This window comes from Stenotrophomonas koreensis (assembly GCF_001431525.1).
In the GTDB taxonomy this organism is placed as follows: domain Bacteria; phylum Pseudomonadota; class Gammaproteobacteria; order Xanthomonadales; family Xanthomonadaceae; genus Stenotrophomonas; species Stenotrophomonas koreensis.
On the sequence record NZ_LDJH01000006.1, the window covers coordinates 311566 to 325975 of the forward strand.

Consider the following 14410-nt stretch of genomic DNA (forward strand, 5'->3'; position numbering starts at 1 on the left):
GGGTCGCGTGCGGGTCACGCTCCAGGAGGCAGTGATGAGCAATACCCCGTTTGTGCCGGTGCGTATCGGCACCGGTTTTGATGTGCATGCCTTTGGTCCCGGCGATCAGCTGATGATCGGTGGCGTGCCGGTGGCCCACAGTTGTGGCGTGCTGGCCCACAGCGATGGTGATGTGGTGCTGCACGCGCTGTGTGATGCGATGCTCGGCGCGCTGGCGCTGGGCGATATCGGACAGCATTTCCCGCCCACCGATGAGCGCTGGAAGGGTGCCGATTCGATGGCCTTCCTGACCCATTGCAACCAGCTGCTGGCTGCGCGCGGCTGGCGCGTCGGCAATGCCGACATCACCGTGATCTGCGAGCGGCCCAAGGTGGGCCCGCATGCCCTGGCAATGCGCGAGCGTATCGCCCAGGGCCTGGGGATCGGGCTGGATTGCGTCAGCGTCAAGGCCACCACCACCGAAAAGCTTGGTTTCACCGGCCGCGGCGAAGGCATTGCGGCCCAGGCTGCCGTGTTGCTGGTGGTGCAGCCGTGAGTGATCTGCCACGGGCATTTGGCCCGGCCGTGATGACGGCGCTGCTGCGCAGCAGCATCGAGGATTTCCAGGTCACCGAATTGCCGGCCTTTGCCCCCAGTGGCGATGGCGAACACCTGCTTGTGACCGTTGAAAAACGTGGCCAGAACACCGTCCAGGTGGCCAAATGGCTGGCGCAGTGGGCCGGAGTGGGTGAGGCTGCAGTCAGCTACGCCGGGCAGAAGGATCGCCATGCGCTGACCGTGCAGCGGTTCTCGATCCACCTGCCGGGCAAGCAGTCGCCTGATCCGGCCGGCTTTGTTGCTCCCGGGGTGCGGGTGCTGGAGTGGCATCGGCACAACCGCAAGCTGCAGCGTGGTGCCTTGACCGGCAACCGCTTCTTGCTGGTACTGCGTCAGCTGCAGGGGGAGCGCGCCGCAGTAGAGGCGCGCCTGGCCCAGATCGCGGCCCGCGGTCTACCCAACTGGTTCGGTGAACAGCGTTTTGGCCATGCCGGCGGCAATATCGGCCAGGCCCTGGCGATGTTTTCCGGCCGCCGGGTGCGGCGTGACCAGCGCTCGATCCTGCTTTCGGCGGCGCGGTCGCAGCTGTTCAACCAGGTGCTCGCAGCGCGGGTGGCGGCGGGGAACTGGGACACCGGCCTGGACGGCGAGGTGTGGCTGCTCAATGGCAGCCGCAGCGTGTTTGGACCCGAGCCATTCACTGCCGAGCTGGCCGCCCGGCTGGAGTCCTTTGACATCCATCCTTCCGGGCCATTGTGGGGTGCCGGCCCGCTGCGTAGTGAAGGCGCTGCGCGGGTTGTCGAGGAGGCCGCCGTGGCCGATGACCTGTCCCTGCGCCTGCGCGCTGGTCTGGAACAGGCCGAGCTGCGCCAGGAGCGCCGTGCGCTGCGCCTGAAGCCGGAGGGGCTGGCCTGGCGCTGGCTGGAGGAGGATTGCCTCGAGCTGCGGTTTGCGCTGCCGCCGGGCTGTTATGCCACGGCCCTGGTGCATGAGCTGGGCGAGGTGGTGGATGCCAGCCAGCTGGCGCGCAGTGCAGGCCCGGCGCCTTGCGAGGACGCAGCCGGCGCAGACTGAGCGCGGCTTCCGGGTGGATATTGATGCGCCCCTGTCGGTCTTGCCGGCAGGGGCGTGTTGCTTTTCAGCGCCGGGCCAGTAGTACCAGTACCGCGCCGGTGCCGCCCTGGTTGGGCGGTGCCGAGTGGAAGGCCAGTACATCGGCGCGCAGCCGCAGCAGGCGGTCGACCAGGTTTTTCAGCACCGGCACCCCGCCATCGGCCTGCAGGCCCTTGCCGTGGATGATGCGCACGCAGCCCAGGTCGTGGTCATGGGCCTCGAGAAGGAACTGGCGCAGCAGGCGTTCGGCCTGCGCGGCGGTGGCACCATGCAGGTCCAGCTCGTCCTGGACCGAGTAGTGGCCCTTGCGCAGGCGCTGCAGGGTGCGGTTGGGCAGGCTGTCGCGGCGGTAGCTCAGTACATCGCCGCCTTCCAGCGGCAGCGCCGATTGCAGCAGGCGTGCAAATTCGCCGCGTGCCTGCGCTTCATCCTGTTCGGCCATGCGCGCGCGTGGCTTGGGCCGTGGGCGTTGTTGGGCAGGAATCGACGGCGACTGTTCGCGCATCGGGGTAACCGCACCGATTGCTGCACGGAACAGGGCCGCCGGATCCTCGTCATCTTCGGGAAACATCGCAACAGCCTACCGCAGGACGCTGATCAAGCAAGCACATCGGCAGTGGGGCCGCTATCATGGGGCGGTAATCGAGGAACCCCATGCGCGTATTAGTTTCCAACGATGATGGCGTCGATGCCGAGGGCATCGCTGTGCTGGCCGGGCATCTGCGTCAGGCCGGTCACGAGGTGGTCGTGGTGGCCCCGGATCGTGACCGTTCCGGAGCCAGCAACTCGCTGACCCTGGACCTGCCCATCCGCGTGCGTCGCATTGACCACGCCACCTATGCCGTCGCCGGTACGCCGACAGACTGTGTCCACCTGGCGCTCACCGGCATGCTCGACTTCGAGCCGGATATCGTGGTCTCCGGGATCAACAATGCCGCCAACCTTGGCGATGACGTGATCTATTCCGGCACCGTCTCGGCGGCGATGGAAGGGCGCTTCCTGGGCCTGCCGGCGGTGGCGGTATCGCTGGTCAGCCACAACCACCAGCCCAGGCACTTTGAAACCGCCGCCCGCGCGGCGGTGGCGATCGTGGCGCGCTTGGTTGCCGACCCGCTGCCTACCGACACCATCCTCAATGTCAATGTGCCCGATCTGCCGTACGAGCAGATCCGTGGCTATGAAGCCGGGCGGTTGGGCAACCGTCATCGCGCCCAGGGCTGTGTGCCGCATACCGACCCGCGTGGCAATGTCGTCTACTGGATCGGCCTGGCCGGTGCCGAACAGGATGCCGGGCCGGGTACCGACTTCCACAGTGTGCGCAGCGGCCATGTGGCCATTACCCCGATCCACGTTGATCTGACCCGTTACCAGGTGCTGGACAAGGTGGCCGGCTGGGTAACCGGTCTGGATGCGAAGCTGGAGGAGAGTCAGTGAAGGCGATGATGCGCGTGCCTGCGCAGGCAGCGGGGATCGGCATGACCTCCCAGCGCGTGCGTGACCGTCTGGTTGATCGTCTGCGCGAAGCGGGGATCAGTGACGAGGCCACGCTGGAAGCCATCCGGGTGGTCCCGCGCCATCTGTTCATCGATGAGGCGCTGGCCAGCCGTGCCTACGAGGACACTGCGCTGCCGATCGGCCATGGCCAGACCATTTCCCAGCCCTGGGTGGTGGCGCGGATGACCGAGGCGGTGCGCCAGGTGATGCCGCGCAAGGTGCTGGAGGTGGGTACCGGTTCTGGCTATCAGGCCGCGGTGCTGGCCGCTCTGGGCCTGGAGGTCTATACCGTGGAACGCATCGGCGATCTGCTGCGCCAGGCGCGCAAGCGTTTCCGCGCCCTGGGCATCGAAGTACGCAGCAAGCACGATGATGGCCATCTGGGCTGGGCCGAGCATGGTCCGTTCGATGCCATCGTGGTCACGGCCGCTGCCGCCGCCCCGGCCCTGGTGGAGGGGCTGGTCGACCAGCTCGCCGTCGGCGGCCGCCTGGTAGCCCCGGTGGCGGGCACGGGCAATGGGCAGTCACTGCTGCAGATCACCCGCCAGGCCGATGGCAGCCTGCACCAGCAGGTGCTGGCGCCGGTGACCTTTGTACCGTTGCTGACAGGACTACTGGATTGAATACCCATGAACCGGCGGTGGACGCCGCCGCGGAAGGCTCGCTGGGCGAACAGGTCGCGCGACTGATCGACGAGCTGCCGCACGATCACCTGCGGCTTGACGAATTGCTCCAGCGTGTCGGCGACGAAGGACTGTTGCTGCTGACGGTGATGATGACCCTGGTGTTCCTGATCCCGGTCTCGATTCCCGGGGTCAGCACCGTGTTTGGCGCGGCAATCGTGTTGATCGGCATCAGCCGCCTCAGTGGGCGCGCACTGTGGCTGCCGCAGCGCATTGCCCAGCGGCCGCTGTCGGCGCAGAAGCTGCGCCCGGCACTGACCCGCGGCCTGGTCTGGATTGGTCGGCTGGAACGGATCAGCCGGCCGCAGCGTCTGGCGCGCCTGGCCAATGGCCGGATGATCGACCTGGTCAACAACCTGTGCTTCATCGCCGCGGCCCTGTTGCTGATGGCGCCATTTGGCTTCATCCCGTTCAGCAACACCCTGCCCGGGTTGGCGTTGCTGCTGTATGCCATCGGCATGATCCAGCGCGATGGTGGCGCTGTCCTGCTGGGTCATCTGGCCAACATCGCCACCGTTGTCTACTTCGGGTTTCTGATCGGCGGCGGCGGTGCAGCCATGCACGGGCTGTGGCAACATTTTTCAGGTTGAATGATCGACAGTGCGCCTTTGCGGTGCCGGTTGATGGATCTAGGAGTCAGGAAATGATCGAAGCAAGCCGCTGCAAGCGGATGCAATGGATGGCAGGTTCGCTGCTGGCCGCGGCACTGTTGACCGCCTGCGGTACCGCGACCGTGCGTCCGTACTCTTCTGCCGGCGCTTCCGGCAGGAGCAGCACTCCGGCGGTCCCCGCCCGTTCGGTGGCCAAACCCGGGCAGACGGTCACCATCCGCAAGGGCGATACCGTATATGCCCTGGCACGGATCCACTCCATCACGCCGGCCGATCTGATCGCCTGGAACAACCTGCGCAATCCTTCCAGCATCCATCCCGGTCAGGTCCTGCGCCTGTATCCGCCTGGTGCAGGGGTTGCCAGCACCGGCAGCAATGCACGGCCGGTCACGCCGGCAGCTGGCGGCACGACCACGCCCGCCACGCGTCCGGCGGTCAGCACGCCTGCGCCGGCGATCTCCGGCATCAGCTGGCGCTGGCCGGCCGAAGGTGCGCTGGTCGGGCGGTTTGTTGCCGGGGATGCCACCAAGCAGGGTATCGATATTGCCGGGGCCAGTGGCAATGACGTGCGCGCTGCCGCAGCCGGCACCGTGGTCTATTCCGGCGCCGGGCTGGTGGGTTATGGTGAGCTGATCATCATCAAGCACAACGACCAGTGGTTGAGTGCCTATGGGCACAACCGCAAACGACTGGTCAACGAAGGCCAGAGTGTGCGCGTGGGCGAGAAGATTGCCGAAATGGGGCGCACCAGTGCTGCCCGCGACATGCTGCATTTCGAGATCCGCCATAACGGCAAGCCGGTAGATCCGCTGCAGTATCTGCCGCGCAGATGATTGCCGGCAGCAAACCGGGTCTGCAGTAAAACCAAAGCCAGGCACTGCCTGGCTTTGGTTTGTTCCGGCGGGCGAGCGCAGGCTCAGGCAGGAATGATCAGCGCCGTGACGACCCTGCGCGCTTCGCTGGCCAGCACGTTGTAGGTGCGGGCGGCCGCAGCATTGTTCATCACTTCAATGCCGATGCCCTGGGCCAGGCAATGGGCCATGATGGCAGCAGGTGGGAAGATCTGCTGGCTGCCGGTGCCGACAATCAGCACGCTGGGAGCCATCGCCAACAGCGGCTCCAGGTCCTGGATAGTGAGTGCGCGCGCATCGGTGACTGCCCAGTTTTCCAGCAGCTGGTTGGGCGCGATGGCAAAGCTGGCGGTAAGTACACGATCATTCACCTTGGCACGCTGGCCGTCAGCGGCACGCAGCGCGTAGGCATAATCGGGGCGGTCGTGGCTCAGGTGCATGGGGTGACTCAGCTGCGCGGCAGGACGATCTGGCGCTTGTCCTTGCTCGGGCGGTACAGCACGACGGTGTGGCCGATATGCTGGACCAGGGCCGCATGGCTGCCATCGACGATGGCGGCGATCAGTTCCTTGCGGCTGTCACGATCTTCGGCCGCGACCTTTACCTTGATGAGTTCATGTTGTTCCAAAGCCAGGTCCAACTCGGCCAGAAACGCCTCGCTGACACCCTTGCCTCCGGTCTGGAGCAGGGCCTTCAAATCATGGGCCTGGCCACGGAGGAAACGGGTTTGGGCGGAGGTGAGCTGGATAGACATGCAGTAGTGACAGGTTGCTAGGGGCGATCAGGGTATCATGGCCGCCCCGAACCACCGTATTGCCCGATGTCGCGTAGCAAAAGTAGTCAACGCTGGTTGAAAGAGCACTTTTCTGATCCCTTCGTAAAGAAGGCACAGGCCGAGGGCATGCGCTCGCGTGCAGCCTACAAGCTGGAGGAGCTGCTCGAACGTGACCGGCTGCTGAAACCCGGCATGGTGGTGGTCGACCTGGGCGCCGCTCCCGGTGGCTGGTCACAGCAGGTGCGCAGGCAGATGGGTGACAAGGGCCGTGTGCTGGCGCTGGATATCCTGGAAATGCCGCCGTTGGCCGGCGTGGAGTTCCTGCACGGGGATTTCCGTGACGAACAGGTGCTGGCCACTTTCGAGGGCATGCTGGGCGGGCAGGGTGTGGACCTTGTTTTGTCGGACATGGCCCCCAATAAGAGCGGTGTGGATGCGGTAGACCAGCCGCGGATGATGTACCTGGCCGAACTTGCGCTGGAATTTGCCGACAACCATCTCAAGCCCGGTGGTGCTTTCCTGATCAAGCTGTTCCACGGGGCAGGTTTTGATGATTATGTGAAACAAATGCGTCGCCGCTACGACAAGGTGGTGATCCGCAAGCCTGAAGCTTCACGTAAGCGTTCACCAGAAGTCTATGCGCTTGGCCAAGGCAAGCGCGCCCAGATCAAGTAAGCTCGAACCTATGACCCAGCGTCACGATTTGAAGGGAACCCGGAGCCAATGAGGATGAACGACTTGACCAGAAATTTGCTGTTGTGGATGGTCGTCGCCGTCGTCCTGATGGTGGTGTTCCAGAGTTTTTCGCCGCGCTCCGGTGGCATGGGCGCCGCTGCGCCGACTTATTCACAGTTCCTCGATGAGGTCGATGCCGGCAATGTGGCGCAGGTCACCATCAGCGGCGATGCGCGCGAAATCACCTATGCCACCCGCAATGGCCAGCGCACCAGCGTCAATGCACCGTTCGACCGTGACCTGATCAATGTGCTGCGTGCCAAGAAGGTCGACATCGTGCAGGAGCCGGCCTCGGGCCCGGGCTTCTGGTCACTGGTGCTGAATTTCCTGCCGGTGCTGCTGCTGATCGGCTTCTGGATCTTCATGATGCGCCAGATGCAGGGCGGCGGTGGTGCCGGCAAGGGCGCGATGTCCTTCGGCAAGTCGCGTGCCAAGCTGCTCAGCGATGACCAGGTCAAGGTCACCTTTGCCGATGTCGCCGGTTGTGACGAGGCCAAGGAAGAAGTCAGCGAACTGGTGGAGTTCCTGCGTGATCCGTCCAGGTTCACCAAGCTCGGCGGCAAGATCCCGCGCGGCGTGCTGATGGTTGGCCCGCCGGGTACCGGCAAGACCCTGCTTGCCAAGGCCATTGCCGGCGAGGCCAAGGTGCCGTTCTTCTCGATCTCCGGTTCGGACTTTGTCGAGATGTTCGTCGGCGTGGGCGCCAGCCGCGTGCGCGACATGTTCGAGCAGGCCAAGAAGCATGCACCCTGCATCATCTTCATCGATGAAATCGATGCGGTCGGTCGTCACCGTGGCTCCGGTACTGGGGGCGGCAACGATGAGCGCGAGCAGACCCTGAACCAGATGCTGGTGGAGATGGACGGCTTCGAGGGCGGCGAGGGCGTGATCGTGATCGCCGCCACCAACCGTCCTGACGTGCTGGACAAGGCGCTGCTGCGCCCGGGCCGCTTTGACCGCCAGGTCATGGTCAGCCTGCCCGACATCAAGGGCCGCGAGCAGATCCTGCGCGTGCACATGCGCAGGATTCCCGCCGCCGATGATGTGCGGGTGGATCTGCTGGCGCGTGGTACCCCGGGTTTCTCCGGTGCTGATCTGGCCAACCTGGTCAATGAGGCGGCGTTGTTTGCCGCGCGCCGCAGCAAGTCCGAAGTGGGCATGAAGGATTTTGAGGACGCCAAGGACAAGATCTACATGGGTCCTGAGCGGCGCTCGATGGTGATGCGTGAAGAAGAGCGGCGCAACACCGCCTATCACGAATCCGGGCATGCGGTGGTGGCCATGTCCCTGCCCAAGGCCGACCCGGTGCACAAGGTCACCATCATGCCGCGCGGTTGGGCCCTGGGCCTGACCTGGCAGCTGCCCGAGCACGATTCGCTGAGCAAGTACCGTGAGCGCATGCTCGAGGAGCTGGCGATCCTGTTTGGTGGCCGCATCGCCGAAGAGGTGTTTGTCGGCGAAATGTCCACCGGCGCTTCCAATGATTTCGAGCGGGCGACCAAGATCGCGCGGGCGATGGTGACCAAGTACGGCATGTCCGATGCCCTGGGCACCATGGTCTACGCGGACGAGGAGGGTGGCTACGGCATCCACAGCCGGACCATCTCCGAGGCAACGCAGCAGAAGGTCGATGCCGAGATCCGCCGGATCCTGGATGAGCAGTACGCGGTGGCGCGGCGCATCCTGGAAGACAAGCGCGATGTGGTCGAGGCAATGACCGCAGCACTGCTGGAGTGGGAGACCATCGATGCCGATCAGGTCAAGGCCCTGATGGAAGGTCGCCAGCCGCAGCCGCCGGCCGGCTGGGTCAAGCCGGACGCTGCAGGCAAGGGCGATGGTGATGGTCCGCAGGCCGGTCAGGCGGTAGTGGCTGACCCCACCCCCGGCGAGCCGGGTCCGGCAGCCGAACAGCCGGCCAGTCAGCACTGACGGCAGGTGGCACTGCAGAAGGGTCGGCACTGCCGGCCCTTTTTTCATTTCGGTGCTGTGGATGCCGGCGTGTGGTTTTGTGGGCGACAATGGCGGACGATTCCTTGTTGAGAGAGCTGCATGTCGACGCCTCCGTTGCCCGAGCCGGTCAATCACACGGCTGAATTGGTCATCGCCACGATTTTCGGGGTGATGTACGGCTTGAAAACCGGTGATTATTTCAGTGGCATCTTCATCGGCATCGTCGCCGGCGTGCTGCTCAGCGGGCTGCATACCTGGGTTGTCGTGCGCCGTCGCAAAAGGGATGGCTCGTGATGTTTGACACCCGCCCCAGCCTGCGCTGCGCCGGCCGTCGCCTGTACCTGGACCAGCCGCAGGTGATGGGCGTGCTCAATGTCACCCCCGACTCGTTTTCCGATGGCGGCCTGCACCTGGATCCGGCGCAGGCCCTGGTACATGCCCGGGCGATGCTGGAGCAGGGAGCCAGCATCATCGATGTCGGTGGTGAGTCCACCCGCCCCGGTGCCACTGCGGTCAGCGAAAGCGAGGAGATTGACCGGATCGCGGCGGTGATCGAACGCCTGGCCGCCGAACTGGACGTGGTGGTCAGTGTCGATACGTTCAAGCCTGCGGTGATGCGTGCGGCCATTGCCGCCGGCGCGCACATGATCAACGACATCCAGGCCCTGCAGCAGCCGGGTGCGCTGGAGGTGGTGGCCGGCAGTGACGTGGCCGTGGTGCTGATGCATGCCGTCGGTGGCCCGTACCAGGCCGGCAGCAGCGTCGAATACACCGATGTGGTCGAGCAGGTGCGCAGCTTCCTGGCCCAGCGGGTACTGGCCTGCGAGTTTTCCGGGATCGCCCGCGAACGCCTGGTGCTGGATCCCGGCTATGGTTTCAACAAGGACAGCACGCAGAATTTCCAGTTGCTGGCCCGGCAGCAGGCGCTGTGCGGCCTGGGCCTGCCGTTGTTGGCGGGCCTGTCGCGCAAGCGCTGCATCGCCGAAGCAACCGGTCGCGAGATCGCCGCCGAGCGCGTTGCCGGTTCGGTGGCTGCGCATCTGATTGCCGTGCAGCAGGGCGCGCAGATTGTGCGTGTGCACGATGTCGCTGCCACGGTCGATGCACTGAAGGTGTGGCAGCGCGTGGCTGCGCTGCGCCCGCCTGCAGATATGCCGGAATCGGCCAGACCCGCATGGCCGGATGACTGTTGAGCGGCTTTGCTTGCCGCCAACCAGGTGATTGTTTAGTTTCAGGTCATTGTCCTGATGTGGTCCGGTGTCGATGACTGCGAGTACCCCGCTGCTGGTAACGTTCCTGGCTTACCTGATGGTGATGATCGCCATCGGTGTCTGGGCGTGGTGGCAGACCAAGAGCTTTGACGATTACATCCTCGGTGGCCGTTCGCTTGGCCCGGTGGTGACGGCATTGAGCGCCGGTGCCTCGGACATGAGCGGCTGGTTGCTGATGGGGTTGCCCGGTGCGTTGTATGCCAGTGGCCTGGCCGAAGCCTGGATTGCCATCGGTCTGTGCATCGGCCAGTACCTTAACTGGCGCCTGATTGCCGGCCCACTGCGGGTGTACACCGAGCGCACCCACAATGCGCTGACCCTGCCGGATTTCTTTACCCACCGCTTCAACGACCAGGCCCGCGTGCTGCGGGTGATCTCGGCGCTGGTGATCCTGGTGTTCTTTGCCGTGTACTGCGCTTCGGGCGTGGTGGCCGGTGCCCGCCTGTTCGAGCAGGTGTTCGGCATCGATTACAGCACCGCGTTGTGGATCGGCGCGCTGGCCACGATCGCCTATACCCTGATCGGTGGTTTCCTGGCGGTGAGCTGGACTGACACGGTGCAGGCCACGCTGATGATCTTTGCCCTGGTGCTGACGCCGGTGATGGTGGCCATCGGTGCCGGTGGCCTGGATGCGGCCGCGCTGGCCATTGAACAGGTCGATCCGCAGCGCCTGTCCTGGGTCGGTGCCGGCGGGCTGGTGGCGGTGATCTCGGCCCTGGCCTGGGGCCTGGGCTATGTCGGCCAGCCGCATATCCTGGCCCGTTTCATGGCCGCCGACAGCATCAGGACGATTCCGGCGGCACGTCGTATCGGCATGGTCTGGATGGTGGCCTGCCTGGGTGGTGCGATCGCCGTGGGTTTGTTCGGCATTGCTTACTACGCCCAGAACCCGGAGCTGGCCGGCCCGGTCAATGCCAACCCGGAACGTGTGTTCATGGCCCTGGCCGGTGACCTGTTCAACCCGTGGATTGCCGGTGTGCTGCTCTCGGCCATCCTGGCTGCGGTGATGAGCACCCTGTCGTGCCAGCTGCTGGTGTGCTCCTCGGCCCTGACCGAGGATTTTTACCGCGGTTTCGTGCGCCCGAAGGCCAGCCAGCGCGAGCTGGTCTGGGTGGGCCGGGCCATGGTCGGTGCGATTGCCCTGCTGGCCATCTTCATCGCCCGTGACCCGGACAGCCGTGTGCTCGGCCTGGTCAGTTACGCCTGGGCCGGTTTCGGTGCAGCCTTCGGCCCGGTGGTGCTGCTGGCCCTGTTCTGGGAGCGGATGACCCGCAATGGCGCGGTGGCCGGCATCGTTGCCGGTGCCCTGACCGTGGTGCTGTGGAAGTACACTGGCAGTGCTCTGTATGAGATCGTGCCCGGCTTCATTGCCTGCACCGTGGCCATCGTTGTGGTTTCGCTGCTGGGCAAGGCGCCGGCGCCGGCCGTCGTGGCCACCCACAGGGCGGTGCACGCTGAGCTGCGCCAGCACGGTTACTGACAGCAGTCTGGAGTAGTGATGGGTGCAGATGCCCGTCCATCGGGCATTGCCCTGATGGGCCCGACCGCCTCGGGCAAGACCGCCACCGCGATTGCGCTGGCCAAGGCCCTGGGGGGCGAAATCGTCAGCGTGGATTCGGCCCTGGTGTATCGGGGGCTGGATATCGGTGCGGCCAAGCCGGACCTGGCTGAGCGCGCAGGCGTGGTCCATCACCTGATCGATGTGCGCGACCCCTGGGATGCGTATTCGGCCGCTGACTTTGCCGCCGATGCCCGCGCAGCGGTGGATGACATCCTTGCCCGTGGCAAGCTGCCGATCCTGGCCGGTGGCACCGGGCTGTACTTCCAGTCCCTGTTGCAGGGGCTCTCGCCGATGCCGGCCGCCGATCCGGCCCTGCGCGAGCAGCTCGCTGCCGAGCTGGCCGAGCGTGGACTGGCGGCCCTGCATGCAGAGCTGGCAGCCATTGACCCGGTGGCTGCCGCGCGCATCCATGCCACCGACCCGCAGCGCACCCAGCGGGCACTGGAGGTCTATCGTCTGACCGGCAAGCCGATCAGCTACTGGCAGGCCATGCCGCCGGTGGGCCGGTTGCCGGTGCGGATGCTCAAGCTGGTGCTGGCACCGGCTGATCGGGCGGTATTGCATGAGCGCATTGCCCGCCGTTTCGACGCGATGCTGGCCGGTGGGCTGCTGGAGGAGGTGTGTCGTCTGCGCGCGCTGCCTGGGCTGGCAGCACATCCGGCGCCGCTGGAGCTACCGGCGATCCGTGCCGTGGGCTACCGCCAGGCCTGGCAGCATCTGGATGGCGAATTCGACCTGGCCGGGCTGCGCGAGCGCGGCATTGCCGCCACCCGGCAATTGGCCAAGCGCCAGCTCACCTGGCTGCGTGGTGAGCTGGACGCGCGCTGGTTTGACCCACATCGCCAGGCCGCTGAACTGGAGCAGGCCGTGGCAGGCTTTATCGGATCTGCAGTCAAGGCGGGTATCGGCACAGCGGTGTAACATGGCCCGTGTTGTGCTGGCCCTGCGTTCTGCGCCGGTCAGCCCCCTTTTCCAATAAGAACAATAACGGGAGAAACCATGTCCAAGGGACAGTCGCTTCAGGATCCTTTCCTCAACGCTCTGCGCCGCGAGCGCGTGCCGGTGTCGGTGTATCTGGTCAATGGCATCAAGCTGCAGGGGACGATCGAATCGTTTGACCAATTCGTGGTGCTGCTGCGCAATACCGTCAGCCAGATGGTCTACAAGCACGCCATTTCCACCGTGGTGCCGGCGCGCAATGTCCGCGTCGGGCCGTCCGGCGGCTATGTGCAGTCCGCCGATGGGGATGACGCCAATCACGCCGATGAGGCGCAGTCTTGAGTTCCAAGCAGGTAAGCCTGAGTGTTTGATCGTTCAAAACGCGGCGAACACGCCCTGCTCATCCAACCCCATGCCGGCAAGCTGGAAGAGGATGTACTGGAAGAATTTGTCGATCTGGCCCGCTCTGCCGGGGCCAGCATCGCCGCCACCATCACCGCGCGGATTGACCGTCCCAACCCGTCGATCCTGATCGGCAGTGGCAAGCTGGAAGAAGTGCGCGCCGCTGCCGACGCCACCGAAGCCGACCTGATCCTGGTCAACCATGCGCTGAGCCCGGTGCAGGAGCGCAACCTGGAGCGGGCACTGGGGCGGCGGGTGATTGACCGCACCGGCCTGATCCTGGACATCTTTGCCCAGCGTGCCCACAGCCATGAAGGCAAGCTGCAGGTGGAGCTGGCCCAGCTGCGGCACATTGCCACCCGGCTGGTGCGCGGCTGGACCCACCTGGAGCGCCAGCGGGGTGGTTCGATCGGTTTGCGTGGGCCGGGTGAAACCCAGCTGGAAACCGACCGTCGCCTGCTGCAGAAGCGGGTGGACCAGCTGCAGAAGCGGCTGGAAAAAGTCGAGGTGCAGCGCACCCAGATGCGCCGTGCCCGGGTGCGCAGCGAAATGCCGCGCGTGGCCCTGGTCGGCTATACCAATGCCGGCAAGTCGACCCTGTTCAATGCCCTGGCCGGCGCCCAGGCCTATGCGGCCGACCAGCTGTTTGCGACCCTGGACCCGACCGTGCGGAGGGTCGGCATTCCTGGTGGCAACGTGGTGCTGGCCGATACCGTGGGCTTCGTGCGTGACCTGCCGCACGAGCTGGTGGCCGCGTTCCGTTCCACCCTGAGCGAGGCGCGGGAGGCCGACCTGCTGCTGCATGTGGTCGATGCGGCCGATCCCCACCGGCAGGAGCGGATTGCCCAGGTGGACGAGGTGCTGGCCGAGGTCGGTGCCGGTGAGCTGCCGCAGTTGCTGGTCTACAACAAGATCGACCGGATTGACGGCGCACAGCCGCGTCATGATGCCCAGGATGGTATTGCCGATCCTGCCCGGCGTGAGCGGGTCTGGCTTTCGGCCCGCGATGGCATCGGCCTGGATCTGCTCACTGCAGCCCTGGGTGCACGTCTGGGTTTTACCCGCATTCGTGGGCAGGTGGTGCTGCCGCCCTCGGCCGGTCGCCTGCATGCGCGTCTGCATGCCCTGGGCGGCATTGTCGATGAGCAATACACCGATGAGGGCTGGGTACTGGAGATCGACCTGCCGCGCAGCGAGGCTGAAAAGCTGGCTGGCAGCGCCGATGGTGGCCCGCTCAGGCCATTGATCCCGCAGCCCGAGCCGGAATGGTAGGCTGCTGAAGCGCGTTTGGCGGCAGATGGCAAACGGCCGGACCGACTCAGCGGTCCGGTTTTTGTTTTTTACATCACACCTGGCCCCGGCAACCGGCATTGACCGCGATGGATGCCGGCGCGGCTTCCATCGACCGCCTGTCAGCCCTTCAGCCCTGCACCGTCAGCCGACGCAGGGTCAGACAGCAGCGATGACGCGATGGCGTGCCTGAGTGGC

The 14410-nt window shown here is 65.4% G+C and carries 17 protein-coding genes; 14 read left to right on the plus strand and 3 right to left on the minus strand.

From position 1 onward, the window contains the following. The first annotated feature begins 34 nt into the window (after positions 1-34). Positions 35-535 carry a 2-C-methyl-D-erythritol 2,4-cyclodiphosphate synthase gene (gene ispF / locus ABB25_RS03950; RefSeq protein WP_057664467.1) on the plus strand — a complete coding sequence of 167 codons (501 nt, stop codon included), beginning with the start codon at positions 35-37 and terminating at the stop codon, positions 533-535. Then, a complete protein-coding gene (gene truD / locus ABB25_RS03955; RefSeq protein WP_083488086.1) occupies positions 532-1611 on the plus strand; it encodes a tRNA pseudouridine(13) synthase TruD in 1080 nt (359 codons plus the stop codon). Before ispF ends, truD begins: the two co-directional genes overlap by 4 nt. Positions 1612-1675: 64 nt before the next feature. Here truD and ABB25_RS03960 read toward each other — a convergent pair whose 3' ends face one another. Beyond that, positions 1676-2221 (minus strand): Smr/MutS family protein, encoded by a 546-nt coding sequence (locus tag ABB25_RS03960; RefSeq protein ID WP_057664004.1) that lies wholly within the window; start codon positions 2219-2221, stop codon positions 1676-1678. Between the two features lie 83 nt (positions 2222-2304). Between ABB25_RS03960 and surE the strand changes: the two genes are divergently transcribed. The 4 genes from surE to ABB25_RS03980 all read left to right on the plus strand — a co-directional run bounded on the left by surE (position 2305) and on the right by ABB25_RS03980 (position 5271). Then, the gene (gene surE, locus ABB25_RS03965; protein ID WP_057664007.1) at positions 2305-3084 is read left to right on the plus strand and encodes a 5'/3'-nucleotidase SurE; all 780 of its coding nucleotides are present in this window, start codon (positions 2305-2307) and stop codon (positions 3082-3084) included. A 5-nt stretch (positions 3085-3089) separates the two neighbouring features. Beyond that, positions 3090-3767: a protein-L-isoaspartate(D-aspartate) O-methyltransferase gene (locus ABB25_RS03970; protein ID WP_425477305.1), complete on the plus strand. Its 678-nt coding sequence runs from the start codon at positions 3090-3092 to the stop codon at positions 3765-3767. Further along, positions 3764-4417 (plus strand): exopolysaccharide biosynthesis protein, encoded by a 654-nt coding sequence (locus ABB25_RS03975; protein WP_057664010.1) that lies wholly within the window; start codon positions 3764-3766, stop codon positions 4415-4417. Before ABB25_RS03970 ends, ABB25_RS03975 begins: the two co-directional genes overlap by 4 nt. 89 nt (positions 4418-4506) lie before the next feature. Continuing rightward, positions 4507-5271 carry a peptidoglycan DD-metalloendopeptidase family protein gene (locus ABB25_RS03980; protein WP_244477744.1) on the plus strand — a complete coding sequence of 255 codons (765 nt, stop codon included), beginning with the start codon at positions 4507-4509 and terminating at the stop codon, positions 5269-5271. Positions 5272-5354: 83 nt separating this feature from the next. Here the strand turns inward: ABB25_RS03980 and ABB25_RS03985 are convergent, their stop codons facing one another. Both ABB25_RS03985 and yhbY read right to left on the minus strand, forming a co-directional pair. Continuing rightward, positions 5355-5729 (minus strand): Mth938-like domain-containing protein, encoded by a 375-nt coding sequence (locus ABB25_RS03985; RefSeq protein WP_057664013.1) that lies wholly within the window; start codon positions 5727-5729, stop codon positions 5355-5357. 8 nt (positions 5730-5737) lie between these two features. Beyond that, the gene (gene yhbY / locus ABB25_RS03990; RefSeq protein ID WP_057664019.1) at positions 5738-6043 is read right to left on the minus strand and encodes a ribosome assembly RNA-binding protein YhbY; all 306 of its coding nucleotides are present in this window, start codon (positions 6041-6043) and stop codon (positions 5738-5740) included. A 66-nt stretch (positions 6044-6109) separates the two neighbouring features. Between yhbY and rlmE the strand changes: the two genes are divergently transcribed. The 8 genes from rlmE (at position 6110) to hflX (ending at position 14194) form a co-directional block, all read left to right on the plus strand. Further along, positions 6110-6739 (plus strand): 23S rRNA (uridine(2552)-2'-O)-methyltransferase RlmE, encoded by a 630-nt coding sequence (gene rlmE / locus ABB25_RS03995; protein WP_057664022.1) that lies wholly within the window; start codon positions 6110-6112, stop codon positions 6737-6739. A 54-nt stretch (positions 6740-6793) separates the two neighbouring features. Beyond that, positions 6794-8728: an ATP-dependent zinc metalloprotease FtsH gene (gene ftsH, locus ABB25_RS04000; protein ID WP_057664025.1), complete on the plus strand. Its 1935-nt coding sequence runs from the start codon at positions 6794-6796 to the stop codon at positions 8726-8728. Between the two features lie 120 nt (positions 8729-8848). Further along, the gene (locus tag ABB25_RS04005) at positions 8849-9043 is read left to right on the plus strand and encodes an LPXTG cell wall anchor domain-containing protein (protein ID WP_057664028.1); all 195 of its coding nucleotides are present in this window, start codon (positions 8849-8851) and stop codon (positions 9041-9043) included. Further along, entirely contained in the window at positions 9043-9942 is a 900-nt protein-coding gene (gene folP, locus ABB25_RS04010) for a dihydropteroate synthase (RefSeq protein WP_057664032.1), read from the plus strand. The genes ABB25_RS04005 and folP overlap by 1 nt, the downstream gene beginning before the upstream one ends. Positions 9943-10012: 70 nt before the next feature. Further along, on the plus strand, positions 10013-11500 hold the full coding sequence (putP, locus tag ABB25_RS04015; protein ID WP_057664034.1) for a sodium/proline symporter PutP: 1488 nt from the start codon (positions 10013-10015) through the stop codon (positions 11498-11500). Between the two features lie 18 nt (positions 11501-11518). Beyond that, on the plus strand, positions 11519-12502 hold the full coding sequence (miaA, locus tag ABB25_RS04020) for a tRNA (adenosine(37)-N6)-dimethylallyltransferase MiaA (protein ID WP_057664038.1): 984 nt from the start codon (positions 11519-11521) through the stop codon (positions 12500-12502). A 78-nt stretch (positions 12503-12580) separates the two neighbouring features. Next, positions 12581-12862 (plus strand): RNA chaperone Hfq, encoded by a 282-nt coding sequence (gene hfq, locus ABB25_RS04025; protein WP_057664041.1) that lies wholly within the window; start codon positions 12581-12583, stop codon positions 12860-12862. 21 nt (positions 12863-12883) lie between these two features. Further along, positions 12884-14194 carry a ribosome rescue GTPase HflX gene (hflX, locus tag ABB25_RS04030; RefSeq protein ID WP_057664043.1) on the plus strand — a complete coding sequence of 437 codons (1311 nt, stop codon included), beginning with the start codon at positions 12884-12886 and terminating at the stop codon, positions 14192-14194. Positions 14195-14410 lie beyond the last annotated feature (216 nt).

Bases quoted from the DNA above. Each gene is read 5' to 3' on its own strand.
- ispF (WP_057664467.1), top strand. From the start codon at position 35: ATGAGCAATACCCCGTTTGTGCCGGTGCGTATCGGCACCGGTTTTGAT.
- ABB25_RS03960 (WP_057664004.1), bottom strand. From the start codon at position 2,221: ATGTTTCCCGAAGATGACGAGGATCCGGCGGCCCTGTTCCGTGCAGCA.
- surE (WP_057664007.1), top strand. From the start codon at position 2,305: ATGCGCGTATTAGTTTCCAACGATGATGGCGTCGATGCCGAGGGCATC.
- ABB25_RS03970 (WP_425477305.1), top strand. From the start codon at position 3,090: ATGATGCGCGTGCCTGCGCAGGCAGCGGGGATCGGCATGACCTCCCAG.
- ABB25_RS03980 (WP_244477744.1), top strand. From the start codon at position 4,507: ATGGCAGGTTCGCTGCTGGCCGCGGCACTGTTGACCGCCTGCGGTACC.
- ABB25_RS03985 (WP_057664013.1), bottom strand. From the start codon at position 5,729: ATGCACCTGAGCCACGACCGCCCCGATTATGCCTACGCGCTGCGTGCC.
- yhbY (WP_057664019.1), bottom strand. From the start codon at position 6,043: ATGTCTATCCAGCTCACCTCCGCCCAAACCCGTTTCCTCCGTGGCCAG.
- rlmE (WP_057664022.1), top strand. From the start codon at position 6,110: ATGTCGCGTAGCAAAAGTAGTCAACGCTGGTTGAAAGAGCACTTTTCT.
- ftsH (WP_057664025.1), top strand. From the start codon at position 6,794: ATGAACGACTTGACCAGAAATTTGCTGTTGTGGATGGTCGTCGCCGTC.
- ABB25_RS04005 (WP_057664028.1), top strand. From the start codon at position 8,849: ATGTCGACGCCTCCGTTGCCCGAGCCGGTCAATCACACGGCTGAATTG.
- folP (WP_057664032.1), top strand. From the start codon at position 9,043: ATGTTTGACACCCGCCCCAGCCTGCGCTGCGCCGGCCGTCGCCTGTAC.
- putP (WP_057664034.1), top strand. From the start codon at position 10,013: ATGACTGCGAGTACCCCGCTGCTGGTAACGTTCCTGGCTTACCTGATG.
- miaA (WP_057664038.1), top strand. From the start codon at position 11,519: ATGGGTGCAGATGCCCGTCCATCGGGCATTGCCCTGATGGGCCCGACC.
- hfq (WP_057664041.1), top strand. From the start codon at position 12,581: ATGTCCAAGGGACAGTCGCTTCAGGATCCTTTCCTCAACGCTCTGCGC.